The sequence below is a fragment of the Streptomyces sp. NPDC093225 genome (assembly GCF_044753805.1).
Lineage (GTDB): Bacteria > Actinomycetota > Actinomycetes > Streptomycetales > Streptomycetaceae > Streptomyces.
Map to the genome: position 1 here is coordinate 44084 of NZ_JBIVNX010000048.1, position 14179 is coordinate 58262.

Below are 14179 nucleotides of genomic sequence, written 5' to 3' on the forward strand. Positions count from 1 at the left end.
ATCCTCGCAGGCCGCGGTGCGATCACGAGCAAAAGTCAACACACTCGGTCGAACTCGGGCAGGAGGCGCGGTGGTTCACCCGGCCCCGGTGCCCGCCTCCGGGCCGGGCAACGCGCCCGCCCCACGGACCCGGGGTCCGTGGGGCGGGCGCGCTCCGGTACTGCGCGGTGCTACGTCGGGTGCGGTCCGACGGTCACTTGACCGGCTTGGCCACCCGGGTGCCGGTGAAGCCGCTCCTGAGGAGCACGGCCGGCGTCGGGGTGGTGTTCTGGATCCAGGCCTCGTCCCAGATGAAGTTCTGGCCGTTGACGTCGCCGTGGGTCTGCCAGACGGTGCCGGACGTGGTCACGACCTTGACCCACGCGTCGTTGCCCTGGGAGTTGAAGGCGACACCGCACACGCCCGCCGGGTAGTCGGGGTTCGCCGGGTCGGTGGGGGTGGCGACCGCGTTGGTGAGGTCCTGCCAGGCGATCGTCCCGCCCGGGGCGGCGGCCCGGCCGGCGTACGTACGGCCGCCGGTGAGCACGGCCTGGAAGTCCTCGGTGTTGCTGGGGCTGTAGGAGTCGATGTCGGAGCACGGGCCCGCCGCGCCGGTCGCACCCGTGGCACCCGTCGCACCCGTCGCACCCGTGGCACCGGTCGCCCCGGTGGGACCCGTCGCGCCCGTCGGGCCGGCAGGACCGGTCGGACCCGTCGGACCGGTGTCGCCACCGCCCGGACCCTGCGGACCCTGCGGACCGGTGGCGCCCGTCGCGCCGGCCGGACCCTGCGGACCCGTCGCACCGCTGGCGCCGGTCGCACCCGCGGGACCCGTCGGGCCCGTGGCGCCGCCGCCGGTTCCGGCCGGACCCGTCGGACCCTGCGGGCCCTGCGGACCCGTCGCGCCGGTCGCACCCGCGGGGCCGGTCGCACCCGTGCCGCCGCCACCGGCGGGGCCGGTCGGACCCGTCGGGCCGGTAGGGCCGGTGGGGCCGGTGGCACCCGTGCCGCCGCAGTGGTCGTCGTGGCCGTCTCCGTCGCCGCCGCCCAGGTAGCGGTCCAGCAGCTTCACGTGCAGGGGCTTGCCCTCGTGGTGGCGCGGCTTCTCCTTGCAGTCGTCCCCGTCACCGCCGCCGGCCGGCCGCACCGCGGCCACGTCCGCTCCGGCCCGCCCCGCCGCCACGGCGATGGGACTGACGACACCGACCAGCACGAGGGAGAGCGAGGCCAGGGCGCCTCCCGCCACCCACGTCCTGTGCCGGGGAAGCGGCCCGAGCGGGGCCTTGGTCTGGTGCTCACGACTCATGAAGCGCTCCTTTGGGAAGGTAAGGGCGCACCGGGACCGTCGACATCCCGGTTGCGGGGACGAGCTTCCCGCGCCGATCACGCGACACGGACGCAACGCCTCACGGATCGGCCTCCGTTGTCAACACATCGGCGTACACGGTGCCCGCCAATCGGTCCATCCGGTATGCCCGGAAATGTCGCCAGCCGCGCGAATCCCCGCCCCCGGGCCCCCGTTGAGCCGGTGCCCGGGGCGGGGCGGGCCTCGACGCGGCGTTCGCCGACCCGCCCCGCCGCACGGCGCCGCACCCCGCACCGCCGGGACCGCAACCGATCTGCGCAGCCGCCCCGTTGCGGTTCCGGTGCGGCCCCCGGGCCGGCCGGGTGAATCCCACCGGGAGGCGGTGACCTGGAGGACCGCCGATCGGTTCGTCCGGGTGTCACCGCCGTGCAGCGCCCTCCTGCCCGACAGTTGGGCCCTTACGGCGAGGGGCTTCGGGGGCCGCGGCCGGCGCGCGTTCGGAGCCTGCCCGGCGAGGGCGCGGGCCGTGCCGCGACGGCTCCCCCGGTCCCGTCGGCCGGGACGTCAATCCACCAGCTGCGGCGCGAAGTAGTCCCGCAGGCGCGCGATCTTCCCGTCCCGGAGCCGGAAGACCTGGACGAGCGAGACCGTGGTGTCCGCCTCCCCACCGACCCCGTTCGCGTCCCCGTCGAAGACCGTGTCGATCTCGGCGATGAACACGTCGGGGCTGTCGGTGGTGTGCAGGACGCAGCGGGACTTCGCGGCGTTCGGCGCGCGGTCGTCCTTCGAGGACCGCTCGTAGTACGCCGCCATCGCCGTGCGGATCTCCTCGCGGCCGACGAGCCTCCGGGGGAAGGCACCGCCCTCGGGCACGAGCGGCGCCTCGAACACGCCGTCCTCGGTGAAGCATTCGGCCAGCGCCCCGGCATCGCGGGTCACGGCACCGGCGTGGACGTAACGCCGGAAGATCTCCTGGGGTGTTGCGGGCACGGCGGCCTCCCTTGCGAACGGACGGGAAGGCCCCATCATCGCAGCGGCCGGCGGCCGGTCAGAGTGACTCGGTCAGGGAGTCCGCCAGGCGGCGGCGGGCCGTGCGCGTGGCCGGCAGGGCCGCGGCCGCGACCGCGCCGAGGACCGCCGCCACGACCACCGTCAGCAGCACCGCGGGCGACGGGAGCCGGGCGATGCCCGCCCCGATCCCGCTCGCGGCGCCCTGGGCGTCCACCAGCCAGCGGCCGGCGAGCACGCCGACGGTCGTGCCCGCCACCGCGGACACGAGGGCGGTCAGCGCGGCGGCCGTCATGATCATCGCGCCGATCTGCCGGGGGGTCAGTCCGATCGCCTTCAGGGCGAGCAGGTCCCGGCCCCGGTCCCGTACGCGCGTGCCGACCAGGGTCAGCAGTTCGATCAGGCCGATCAGGGCGAGCACTCCGACCAGCGCGGCGACCACGGCGCGGGCCGGTTCGAGACGGTCGGCCGGGTTGGGGGTCTCCCGGACCTCCACCGTGCCGCCGGTCGCCGCCGCGACGGCGCCGCCGACCGCCCTGGGGTCCGCACCGGCACGCAGGACCAGGGCGTGGAAGCCGGGCCGCAGGTCCGGGTCGCCCTCGCGCAGGGTGTCCAGCGTCGTGGTGATCACGCGGCCGCCGGAGTCCGGTTCGATGGTGCGGCCGACGAGGTGGAGGACGTGCGGCCGTCCTTCGACGGTCATCCGGACCCAGTCGCCGACCTGCACGCCGAGGAGGTCCAGCAGCCCCTGCCCGGCGACCGCCTCGTCGGGGCCGCCGACCGGGCGGCCCGCCACCACCGCGGAGGGGTACGGACGGGCGGCCGTGCCGAGCCCGCGCAAGGTGATGGTGCCGGTCTGGCCCGGGACGAGGGCCGCGGTCTCCGCGCCCGGGTGGACCGCCGCGACGTCCGGGAGCGCGGCCAGGGTCTTCTGCAGCGCGGAGTCCTCGGGGCCGGCGTGCCGGTCGGCCCGTACGGTCAGGGCCGCGGGCAGACCCACCCGGTCGGGGCGGCTGCGGAACTGGTCCAGCGTGGACCAGGCGACGAGCGCGACCGTGATCAGCGCCAGGGGCAGGGCGAGCCGGACGAGCGGCACGAGCGTCCGGCCGCGCCGCGGGAACGCCGCCCGCCACCCCAGGACCAGCGCGGGAGGCACCCGCAGGCCGAGGGCCCGCTTGCCGAGGGCGGTCAGGGGCGTGGCGGTGGGCAGTGCCGCCCGGGCCACCGGGACCGGGGGCACGCGTCCGGCCCGCCAGGCCGCGAGCCCCGTGGCGGCCGCGATCAGCAGCACCGCGCCGCAGGGGATGCCGACCATCAGGGCGGTGTGGCCGGGCAGCTCCTGCCACACCTTCGCCGCCTCCCCGATCCGGCCGGGTATGCGGGCGCCGAGCAGCGCGATCGTCGCCGTGCCGAGGGCGACGCCGAGCAGCGCGAAGGCGAGGTGCTGGACGAGGAAGCCGCGGACCACCTGGGCGGGGGTGAAGCCGATCGCCTTGAGGACGGCGATGTCCCGGAGCTGGCCGTGCACCCGCGCGGCGATGGCGCCGGAGGCGGCGAGCGCCGCGGCGAGCAGGGCACCCAGGCCGAAGACCGCGAACAGTTGGCCGAGGAGCCGTTCGTCGCCGCCGGCCTCGGCCCGGGCCTGCTGCCACTTGGTGACCTGGACCACGTGGTCCGCACCGAGGACGGTCACGGCCCGCTGGACGATGAAGTCCGTGTCGTCGGGGTCCGCCAGGCGCAGGCCCACGCTCTGCCCCGTGTCCGTGTGCGCGATCTGCTCGAGCGTGCCGGCGAGGACCCAGCCGATGCCGGGCGCGGCGCCCGGGCGGTAGCGGAGCTCGGCCGCCTCGGCCGTACCGCTCACCCGCAGCGCGTGCGTGGCGCCGTCCGGCCCGGTGACCTGCACCGTGTCACCGGGTTCGGCCCACAGTGCGCGGGCGACCGAGGCCTCCAGTACGACGCTGCCGACGCGACCGGGGGCGCGGTCGCCGGTGGCCGGCCAGCGGCCGGCGGTGACGAGGGGGCGTCCCACGGCCGGGGGCTCGGGCGGGGTGCCGCGCAGGGTCACCGGGGCCCGCAGGCCGTGCCGCTCGACGGTGGTGGTCGCGGTACGGAAGGGCCCGGAGAGGGCGGCCACCCCGTCCACGCGGGACAGGGCGGCCAGGTCCGCGCCGCCCCGGGTGTGCAGCCAGACGTGTGCGCCCCGGGACTGGTTGAAGATCCGCTGCCAGGGGTTCGCGGCATAGCCGAAGAGGGCACCGGCCAGCAGGAGCGAGGCGATGATCCCGGCGCTGGCCAGGACGACGAAGAGGGCTTCGCCGCGGTGCGTGCGGACGTCGGCGTGCGCCCAGCGCAGGGTGGCCCGCACGGTCATTCCGACAGCTCGAGGGTGCGGGACACGCCGGCCGGGTCGCGGCGGGCGCGGCCGGGCGGAACTCCGTCGCCGAGCCGGGCGTCGTCGGCGATGCGCCCGTCGAAGAAGCTGATGACGCGGTCGGCGGCGCTGGCCATCCGGGCGTCGTGCGTCACCATCACGATCGTCTGGCCGCGCTGGTGGAACCGGGACAGCAGCCGCAGCACCTCGCGGGTGCCCTTGCTGTCGAGGCTGCCGGCCGGTTCGTCGGCGAGCAGCAGGGCGGGCTGGTTGACCAGGGCGCGGGCGAGTGCGACCCGCTGCTGTTCGCCGCCGGACAGCTCGCCGGGCATCGCCCGCCCGCGGGCTTCGAGGCCGAGTTCGGCGAGGAGTTCGGTGCGGGCGGCGCGGGCGGCCCTGGGGGTCGCGCCGGCGAGCAGGGCCGGCAGTTCGACGTTGTCCGCGACGTTGAGGTTGGAGACGAGGTTGAAGAACTGGAAGACGGTTCCGATGCTGCGGCGGCGCAGGACCGCCCAGCGGGCCTCGCGGTAGCCGTCCACGCGTTCGCCGCCGATCCACAGCTTCCCGCCGTCCGGCCGTTGGAGGCCGCCGATCAGGTGCAGCAGGGTGGACTTCCCGGCACCGGAGGGGCCGGTCACCGCCACGAACTCGCCGGGCCGGACGCTCAGGTCCACGCCGCGCACGGCGTGGACGGGGGCGCCCTCGCCGTGGTGGGTCTTGGTCAGGCCTTCGGCACGGACGATGGGGACGGCAGGAGGGGCGGGGTCCGCACCGCTCATTCCAGCTCCTCCTGACAGCGTTCCAGCCAGTCGAGGTCGGCCTGCAGGTGCAGCATCGCGCCCTCGATCAGCAGTTGGGAGATCGTGTTGTCGCGGTCCTCGGCCGCGGCCAGTTTCGACAGGTCCCGCATGGTGTTGAGGTACTGCCGGCGCTGCTTGTTGATCAGCGCGACGGGATCGGCCATCCCCGACCGCGGTGCGAGGGCGAGCTTCATGAAGAACTCGTCCCGGACCCGTGGTTCCTCGGCGGTGTCCTCGAACCAGGCCTGCACGGCCTCGCGCCCGGCGTCCGTCAGCCGGTAGGTGCGCTTGTTGGGCCGGCCCGACTGTTCGACATCCTCGCCCTCGATCAGACCGCTCTTCTCGAGCCGTCCGAGGGTGACGTAGATCTGGCCGACGTTGGGCTGAGGGTACGCGGCCCCCAGGAGCTTCTCAAGGTCCTGCTTCAGCTCGTAGCCGTGCGCCGGGCCACGGGTGAGGAGCGCCAGGAGCGGCAGCCGCACTCGCTCCCCCTCCTTCTCGCTCCGTAGTCAACTGTTGACCCGGCAGTGCACGGGTCGGCAGCAGCGCCCACCCCTCCTGCCTGGGCCTCTAGTATCGCGCATGCCTAACAGGTATACATAGGCCGCAATGGTCGGCGGTGCGGCCTGGTTCGTGCACTGGGAGGAACCTATGCGGTGGATGCGTGCCGCGGGTAGGGCTCTCCTGGTCGTGACGGTGGTCCTGGCGGGGTACACCGGTCTCGGTGTCCGTGCCGACGCGGGCGCGCGCGACGGGGCCCGCGGTCCCGTGACGCTCGCGACGGCCGGGGACCTGACCCACTACCTGGCCCCGCTGCTCGACGACTGGAACCGGGGGCATCCCGCCGAACGGGCCACCCTCGTCGAGCTCCCCGACTCGGCCGACGAGACCCGCGCCCAGATGATCAGCGAACTGCGTTCGGGCGGCCGCCGTTTCGACGTGCTCAACATCGACGTCGCCTGGACCTCCGAGTTCGCCGCGGCCGGTTGGATCTCCCCGCTGGAGCGGCGCCGCTTCCCGCTGGACGCCTTCCTGCGCCCGGTCGTCGACACCGCGACCTTCGACGGCCGGCTGTACGCGGTCCCGTACGTCACGAACGCGGGGCTGCTCTACTACCGCAAGGACGTCCTGGAGCGGGAGGGCGAGCGGCCGCCCCGCACCTGGGCCGAGCTGGCCCGGCTGGCGCGCACCGTCGCCCCCAGGTACGGGCTGGGCGGCTACGCCGGCCAGTTCCTGCCGTACGAAGGGCTGACCGTCAACGTCACCGAGGCCGTGCACTCGGCGGGTGGTGCGGTCCTGCGCGACGACGGGGCGCGCGTCGCCGTCGACTCGGCGGCCGCGCGCACCGGGCTGCGGTTCCTGGCAGACGGCGTGCGGGAGGGCTGGATACCCCGCGAGGCGCTCGCGTACAAGGAGGAGGAGTCCCGGCGGGCGTTCCAGGACGGCCGGTTGCTGTTCCTGCGGAACTGGCCGTACGTGTACGCCGATGCGAGCGGCGCGGGCTCCGGGGTGGCCGGCAGGTTCGGCGTCGTCCCGCTGCCCGGACCGGACGGTCCCGGCACCGCCGTGCTGGGCGGGTCCAACCTGGCCGTCAGCAGCGGCGCCCGGCATCCTGCGTCGGCGGCCGACCTGATCTCCTTCCTCACCAGTGAACGGGTCCAGCGCAGGATCCTCACCGAGGGCTCGCTGCCTCCGGTGCGCGCGGCGCTGTACGAGGATCCGGAGCTGGTCCGCGCATATCCGTACCTGCCGACCCTGCGGCAGAGCCTGCTGTCGGCGGTGCCGCGTCCCAAGAGTCCGCGGTACGACCAGGTCAGCCTCGCCGTGCAGGCGGTGGCGCAGGACGCGTTGGCGCTGCGCCAGACGCCCGAGCAGGCGGTGGCGCGGCTCGCGCGCGAGCTCGAGGCCCTCTCCCGCAAGGGCTGACCGCACCGCGTCGCTCGCACCTCTTCTGAGAGACCCCTCAAGGGCGGCTACTTACATGTTAAGTAGCCGCCCTTCGTCATGCGCGGCGAATTTTACGAACAAACCACCGCATTCCGCCGCCTTCGATGGACACATCGTTGACACCTTGCGGTCGCCGCTACTTAACATGCATGCATAACAGCGCATCCGATCAGACTGATCAGGGCGCTCTCGCATTCAGCGCATTTCATGCAGAAACAGGTCGACGCGAGATGCTCAGCACCCTTCCGGCCGACATCGGCCTCCCCTCCCGCAGCCCCGCCGGACACGGCTCCTGGTGGCGCGACGCGGTGATCTACCAGGTCTACGTCCGCAGCTTCCTCGACAGCACGGGGGACGGCATCGGCGATCTGGCCGGCGTCCGCGCCGGGCTGCCCTACCTGCGCAAGCTCGGTGTCGACGGCATCTGGCTCAGCCCCTTCTACCCGTCGCCGCAGCACGACCACGGCTACGACGTCGCCGACTACTGCGGCGTCGACCCGGTCTACGGCGACCTCGCCGAGTTCGACCGCCTGGTCGCCGACGCCCACCGGCTGGGGCTGCGGCTCCTGCTCGACGTCGTCCCCAACCACTGTTCGAGCGAGCACCCGTGGTTCCGCGACGCGCTCGCCGCCGGGCCCGGCGGCGCCGCCCGCACCCGCTTCCACTTCGCGCCGGGCCGCGGCCCGGACGGCGCCGAGCCGCCCAACAACTGGCGGGCCATGTTCGGGGGGCCGGCCTGGAGCCGGGTCGTCGAGTCCGACGGCCGTCCGGGCGAGTGGTACCTGCACCTGTTCACGCCCGAGCAGCCCGACCTGAACTGGCGCGACCGGACCGTGGGCGACGACTTCGAGCAGGTGCTGCGCTTCTGGCTCGACCGCGGTGTCGACGGCTTCCGCATCGACGTCGCGGCCGGCCTGTTCAAACACCCCGACCTGCCCGATTCGGACGACCCCGGGGCCGACGAGCGCTCCCGCGACGCCGTCAACCAGCTGGCCTGGAACCGGCCCGAGGTCCACGACGTGTGGCGCCGCTGGCGTGCGGTGTGCGAGGAGTACACCGCACGCGACGGACACGAGCGGCTGCTGGTCGGCGAGGTGTCCGTACCCACCGCGCGCCAGCACGCCGAGTACGTCCGCCCCGACGAGCTGCACCAGGCGTTCTTCTTCGACCTGCTCAGCGCGCCCTGGGACGCGCAGGCCTTCCGCCGGACGATCACCGAGGCGATGCGCGACATCGCCGGCACCGGCTCCACCGTCACCTGGGTCCTCAACAACCACGACCAGGTCCGGACCGTCACCCGCTACGCGGGCGAGCCCGGCGTGGAGGGGAGCGGACTGGGCGGCGCCCGCGCCCGCGCCGCCGCCCTGCTGATGCTCGCCCTGCCCGGCGCGGCCTACGTCTACCAGGGCGAGGAGCTCGGCCTCCCCGAGGTGCTCGACCTGCCGGACGAGGTCCTCACCGACCCGATCTTCCGCCGCACGGGTAGCCGCCGGCACGTCCGGGACGGCTGTCGCGTACCGCTGCCCTGGTCCGGGCACGCCTCTCCGTTCGGCTTCAGCCCGGCCGCGGCGGACGTCAGGACGTGGCTGCCGCAGCCCGCCTGGTTCGCCGAGCACGCCACCGACCGCGCCCTGGCCGACACCCGGTCCTTCTGGCACCTCTACCGCGACGGCCTGCAGCTGCGGCGCAGCCTCCCGCAGCTCGGCGACGGCACGCTGCGCTGGCTCGAGACACCGCCGCAGGTCCTGGCGGTGGTCCGCGGCGACGGCCTGGTCTGCGCGGTGAACTTCGGTACCGAGGCGGTGCCGGCCCCCGTCGCCGGGACCCCGCTGCTCGCGAGCGGGCCCTGCCCCGACGGCGTACTCCCCGCCGCCACCGCCGCCTGGTGGACCGGCGAGTTCCCGGCCCCGTAGCCGCGCAACGGCCCCGGCCCGAGGCCGCTCCCTCCCCCTTCCCCTCCCCCGCCCGTTCTCCTCCCCTCCCCCTTCGCAAAAGGAGCTCACGATGCGACGACCCAGCACGGCGCCCCGGCGGATCGCGGCCACCACGTCGGCGGCCCTCACCCTCGCCCTCGGTGCCACCGCGTGCGGCGGCACCACCGGACCCGCCTCCGGCGGTGAACTCAGCGGCCAGACCGTGACCGTGGCCGGCGTCTGGACCGGCAGCGAGCAGCAGAACTTCAAGAAGGTCCTGGACGCCTTCACCGCGAAGACCGGCGCCAAGACGGTCTTCGTCCCCTCCGGCGACAACGTCTCGACGTTCGTCGGAAGCAAGATCGAGGGTGGCAACGCCCCCGACGTGGTGATGGTCCCGCAGGTGGGCGTGCTCCGGCAGTTCGCGCAGAAGGGCTGGCTCCAGCCCCTGTCCGAGCGGGCCGCCGGCACCGCCGGCGCCTCCCTCGCCCCGGTGTGGAAGGACTACGGCACCGTCGACGGCACGTACTTCGGGCTCTACTTCAAGGCCGCCCACAAGTCCACCGTCTGGTACGCCCCCGAGGCCTTCGCCCAGGCCGGCGTGAGCGAGCCGAAGAGCTACGCCGACCTGCTGAAGGCCGGCCACGCCCTCGCCGACTCCGGCCGCCCGGCCTTCGCCGTGGCGGGCGAGGACGGCTGGACGCTCACCGACTGGTTCGAGAACATCTACCTCTCCCAGGCCGGGCCGGAGAAGTACGACCGGCTCGCCCGGCACGAGCTGAAGTGGACCGACGCCAGCGTGGTGAAGGCCCTCACCACGCTCGGGGCGCTCTTCAAGGACCAGCAGCTCGTGGCCGGCGGCGCCCGGACCGCGCTGCGGACCGACTTCCCCACCTCCGTCGAGCGGGTCTTCGGCCCCGAGCCCGAGGCCGGCATGGTCTTCGAGGGCGACTTCGTCGGCGGGGTCGCCAAGGACCAGTTCGGCAAGAAGCCCGGCACGGACGCGAAGTTCTTCCCGTTCCCCGCCGTCGACGGGGGCAAGGCGCCGGTCGTCAGCGGCGGCGACGCGGCCGTCGTCCTCAAGCGGGCGAAGAACGGCGCGGCCGGCATGAAGCTCGTCGAGTTCCTGGCCGGCCCCGAGGCCGCCGAGGTGTGGGCGGGAGCGGGCGGCTTCCTCTCCCCGAACACCGAGGTCGACCTGCAGGCGTACGGCGACGAGGTCGCCCGCAGCACCGCCGCATCGCTCGTCTCGGCGGGCGACACCGTCCGCTTCGACATGTCGGACCAGGCCCCGGCGGCGTTCGGCGGCACCAAGGGCGCCGGCGAGTGGAAGGTCCTGCAGGACTTCCTGCGCGACCCCCGGGACCCGCGGGGCACTGCCGCCACGCTCGAGGCCGAGGCCGCCAAGGCCTACGGGAACTGAGGTGGCCCCCATGACCGACACCCCGGCGGCGCGCGCGGACACCCGTGCGCGCACCGCGCCCGACCTGCGGCGCCGGGCCCGGAGCCGGCAGCGCCGCCTCGCCGTCCTCTTCGTGCTGCCGGCCCTGCTGCTGCTCGGCGCCCTGGTCGTGTACCCGGTCGTCTTCTCCCTCGTCCGCAGTCTCTTCGACGCCCGCGGCGACCGGTTCGTCGGCGCCGCCAACTACGCGGCGATCGTGCGGGACCCGGCCACCCTCAAGGCGATCCGCAACAGCACCATCTGGGTCGTCGTCGCGCCGACCCTGCTGACCGGGCTCGGGCTCGTGCTCGCGGTGCTCACCGAGAAGGTGCGCTGGGCGACCGCGTTCAAACTGGTCCTCTTCCTGCCCATGGCCGTGTCGTTCCTCGCCGCGGGCATCATCTTCCGCCTCGCCTACGAGCAGGACCCCGACCGGGGCGTCCTCAACGCGGTGGCCACCGGGGTCCACGACACCTTCCGGGACGCCGCCGCGTACCCCACGGCCCGGCCCCGCCCGGGCCACGGCCTGACGGGGGGTGCGGGAGGCCCGTACAGCACCACGGATCCGGTGCGCCCGGGCACCCCGGTCCGCCTCGGCCTGGTCGGCGTGGCGCCCGGCGCGATACCCGCCCCGGCCAGGGCCGCGGCCGCGCCGGCGCCCGGTGCGCAGGCCGCGGGCACCCTCGCGGGTGTGGTCTACCTCGACTTCGCGCCCGGCGGGGCCGGCACCCCGGGGGCCGTCGATCCGGGCGAGAAGGGCCTGCCCGGCATGACCGTGGAGGCGGTGCGCGAGGGCCGGGTGGCCGCCACCGCCACCACCGGGCCGGACGGGTCGTTCCGCTTCACCGGACTGTCCCCGGGCGCGTACACCGTGCGGCTGCCCGCGGCCAACTTCGCCGCCCCCTACGAGGGCCTGAACTGGCTGGGCCCGACCCTGGTGACACCTGCCATCATCGGCGCCTATCTGTGGGTGTGGACCGGCTTCGCGATGGTCCTGATCGGCGCCGGGCTCGCGGCCATCCCGCGCGAGGCGCTGGAGGCCGCCCGGGTGGACGGCGCCACCGAGGGCCAGATCTTCCGGAAGATCACCGTACCGCTGCTCGCGCCGGTGCTCACCGTCGTCTTCGTGACGCTGGTGATCAACGTGATGAAGGTCTTCGACCTCGTGTACGTCATCGCGCCCGGCCCCGTGCAGGAGGAGGCGAACGTGCTGGCCACCCGCATGTGGCTGGTCTCCTTCGGCGGCGGCGACGACCAGGGGCTCGGCAGCGCGCTCAGCATGGTGCTCCTGCTGCTGGTCGTGCCCGCGATGGTCTTCAACATCCGGCGGTTCCGAAGGAGTCGAGCATGAGCGGTCAGGGCACCATCGAACGTCGCCGACCGGGCCGGGCGCCGGCGGTCCGGCCCGCGTCCGGCCGCGCGGCGTCGCCGCCGGGGGCGCGCCACGGGAGGCGGCTGTCGCGGCTGCTGGGCAGTTCGGCGGTGCAGGGCCTGCTGGTCCTCGTCGCCCTCGTCTGGATCACGCCGCTGGCGGGCCTGCTCCTGTCCTCGCTGCGCTCCGAGCGGGACAACGCCGCGGGCGGCTGGTGGACCGCGCTCGCGGACCCGTCCCAGCTGTCCCTGGACAACTACGCCGCCCTGCTGAAGGACTCCGGCATCGCGGCGGCGTTCGGCAACACGGTCCTGATCTCGGTGCCCGCCACGGTCCTGGTGGTCGGCATCGCGGCCCTGGCCGGGTACGCCTTCGCGTGGCTGGACTTCCCGGGCCGGGACGGCATCTTCCTGGTGGTCGTCGGGCTGCTGGTCGTACCGGTGCAGATCGGCCTGCTGCCGGTGGCCAAGCTCTTCGGCGCCGTCGGGCTGTTCGGCTCGATCGCGGGGGTGATCCTCTTCCACGTGGCGTACGGCCTGCCGTTCGCGGTCTTCCTGCTCCGCAACTACTTCGCCGAGATCCCGCGCGAGATGCTGGAGGCAGCGCGGATGGACGGCGGGAGCGAGTGGCGGATCTTCTTCCGGCTGGTGCTGCCGCTCGGCCGGCCGGCGATCGCGAGCCTGGCCATCTTCCAGTTCCTGTGGGTCTGGAACGACATGCTCGTGGCGCTGCTCTTCGCGGACAGCGGTTCCCAGCCGCTGACGGTCGCGCTGCAGTCCCAGATCAGGCAGTTCGGCAGCAACATCGGCGTCCTCGCACCCGGTGCCTTCCTGTCGCTGGTGGTCCCGCTGGTCGTGTTCTTCGCCTTTCAACGGCACTTCGTCCAGGGGGTGATGGCGGGGTCGGTGAAGTGAGGGCCGCGGCCGGGGGCCGGCGCCCCCGGCCGGCCCGGACGCCGGCCTGCCACCGGCCCGCCACCGGCCCGGGCGCCGGTCTCACGAGCGCCGCCAGGCGGCCATCGCGACGGAGAACGCGCCGAACAGCAGCAGCCCGCCGGCCACCGCGACCAGCAGCCAGGGGCCGGCCGGCGTCTGCGCGAAGGAACGGAGCGTGTCGTCCACGCCCCTGGCCTTCCCCGGGTCGTACGCCACGGCCGCGTGGACGAGGAACGCGCCGGCGGCCGCGAACACGACGCCGCGCGCGACGCCGCCCGCGACGCCGAGCGCGTCGACGCCCCGGCGGACGCCCTCGGGCAGCCGGCCGGTGTCCATCTCCTCGCGGAAGGTGCGGCGGACCGCGTTCACGACGATCACGACGCCGCCGATCGCGATCGCGAGGCCGGCCGTCGCCACGAGCCAGGCTCCGGCGGGGACGCCCAGCACGGCGGCCGTCACGTCCCGTGACTCCTCGTCCCCGGAGCGGCCGCCGCCCCGGCCGGCGGCGAAGGCCAGGACCGAGACGGCCGCCACCGCGTAGAACACGGCGCGGGCCGCGGACGCGACGCGTCTGGTCACCTTCCCTCCCTGCGGGCCGGAGGCACCGAGCACGGCCTCCGAGAGCCGCCAGAGGGCCATCGCGACCAGGCCGAGGCCGATGGCCCAGACCAGTACGCGCCCGTAGGGGCGGCCCGCGAGCTCGGCCAGCGCTCCCGTGCGGTCGGCCTGCTCCCCGGTGTCCCCGAACGCGATCTGCAGGGCGAGCAGGCCCACCAGCAGGTACAGCACTCCCCTCGTCACCAGGCCGCACCCGGCGGCCACGGCCACCGCCCCGTGAGCGGCGCGGCGCGGGGTCGTGCCGTCGCCGAGGGACTCCGCCATGCGTCTTCCCGCCTCCCCCGCCGGTAGCGCCCGCCTCCCGTGACGGGCTCGTCCGCCCGCCCCTGCCCGCTCCGGTCCGCACCATGCACCGCGCGGCGGGGGCGCCCCGCGCCGGCCCCCCCCCCCCGGGGGCGGCCCCCCGCGGGGGGGGGGGGGGGGGCGGCCGGGGGGGCCCCGGGGGGGCGCGGGGGGGTCCTCGCCATGGCCCCCGCGCACACCACC

11 protein-coding genes are annotated in these 14179 nt (G+C 74.7%); 5 read left to right on the forward strand and 6 right to left on the reverse strand.

Annotated features, from left to right (window positions below):
- Window positions 1-193 precede the first annotated feature (193 nt).
- The 5 genes from ACIQCH_RS31240 to ACIQCH_RS31260 form a co-directional block, all read right to left on the reverse strand.
- Window positions 194-1285, reverse strand: a complete 1092-nt coding sequence (locus ACIQCH_RS31240; RefSeq protein WP_402586438.1) for a hypothetical protein — start codon at window positions 1283-1285, stop codon at window positions 194-196.
- A 564-nt stretch (window positions 1286-1849) separates the two neighbouring features.
- A complete protein-coding gene (locus ACIQCH_RS31245; RefSeq protein WP_402586440.1) occupies window positions 1850-2275 on the reverse strand; it encodes a nuclear transport factor 2 family protein in 426 nt (141 codons plus the stop codon).
- Between the two features lie 58 nt (window positions 2276-2333).
- Window positions 2334-4661 carry an FtsX-like permease family protein gene (locus tag ACIQCH_RS31250; RefSeq protein ID WP_402586460.1) on the reverse strand — a complete coding sequence of 776 codons (2328 nt, stop codon included), beginning with the start codon at window positions 4659-4661 and terminating at the stop codon, window positions 2334-2336.
- Window positions 4662-4663: 2 nt separating this feature from the next.
- A complete protein-coding gene (locus ACIQCH_RS31255) occupies window positions 4664-5446 on the reverse strand; it encodes an ABC transporter ATP-binding protein (protein WP_402586442.1) in 783 nt (260 codons plus the stop codon).
- On the reverse strand, window positions 5443-5949 hold the full coding sequence (locus tag ACIQCH_RS31260; RefSeq protein ID WP_402586444.1) for a PadR family transcriptional regulator: 507 nt from the start codon (window positions 5947-5949) through the stop codon (window positions 5443-5445). The genes ACIQCH_RS31255 and ACIQCH_RS31260 overlap by 4 nt, the downstream gene beginning before the upstream one ends.
- Before the next feature lie 169 nt (window positions 5950-6118).
- Between ACIQCH_RS31260 and ACIQCH_RS31265 the strand changes: the two genes are divergently transcribed.
- The 5 genes from ACIQCH_RS31265 (at window position 6119) to ACIQCH_RS31285 (ending at window position 13054) form a co-directional block, all read left to right on the forward strand.
- Window positions 6119-7393, forward strand: coding sequence for an ABC transporter substrate-binding protein (locus ACIQCH_RS31265; RefSeq protein ID WP_402586446.1), 1275 nt, complete (start codon window positions 6119-6121; stop codon window positions 7391-7393).
- A 251-nt stretch (window positions 7394-7644) separates the two neighbouring features.
- The gene (locus ACIQCH_RS31270; RefSeq protein ID WP_402586448.1) at window positions 7645-9327 is read left to right on the forward strand and encodes a glycoside hydrolase family 13 protein; all 1683 of its coding nucleotides are present in this window, start codon (window positions 7645-7647) and stop codon (window positions 9325-9327) included.
- A 91-nt stretch (window positions 9328-9418) separates the two neighbouring features.
- The gene (locus ACIQCH_RS31275; RefSeq protein WP_402586450.1) at window positions 9419-10750 is read left to right on the forward strand and encodes an ABC transporter substrate-binding protein; all 1332 of its coding nucleotides are present in this window, start codon (window positions 9419-9421) and stop codon (window positions 10748-10750) included.
- A gap of 10 nt (window positions 10751-10760) precedes the next feature.
- On the forward strand, window positions 10761-12119 hold the full coding sequence (locus tag ACIQCH_RS31280) for an ABC transporter permease subunit (protein WP_402586452.1): 1359 nt from the start codon (window positions 10761-10763) through the stop codon (window positions 12117-12119).
- Entirely contained in the window at window positions 12116-13054 is a 939-nt protein-coding gene (locus ACIQCH_RS31285; RefSeq protein WP_402586454.1) for a carbohydrate ABC transporter permease, read from the forward strand. Before ACIQCH_RS31280 ends, ACIQCH_RS31285 begins: the two co-directional genes overlap by 4 nt.
- 81 nt (window positions 13055-13135) lie before the next feature.
- On the opposite strand, the gene ACIQCH_RS31290 is transcribed toward ACIQCH_RS31285, so the two are convergent.
- A complete protein-coding gene (locus ACIQCH_RS31290; RefSeq protein WP_402586456.1) occupies window positions 13136-13957 on the reverse strand; it encodes a DUF1206 domain-containing protein in 822 nt (273 codons plus the stop codon).
- Window positions 13958-14179 lie beyond the last annotated feature (222 nt).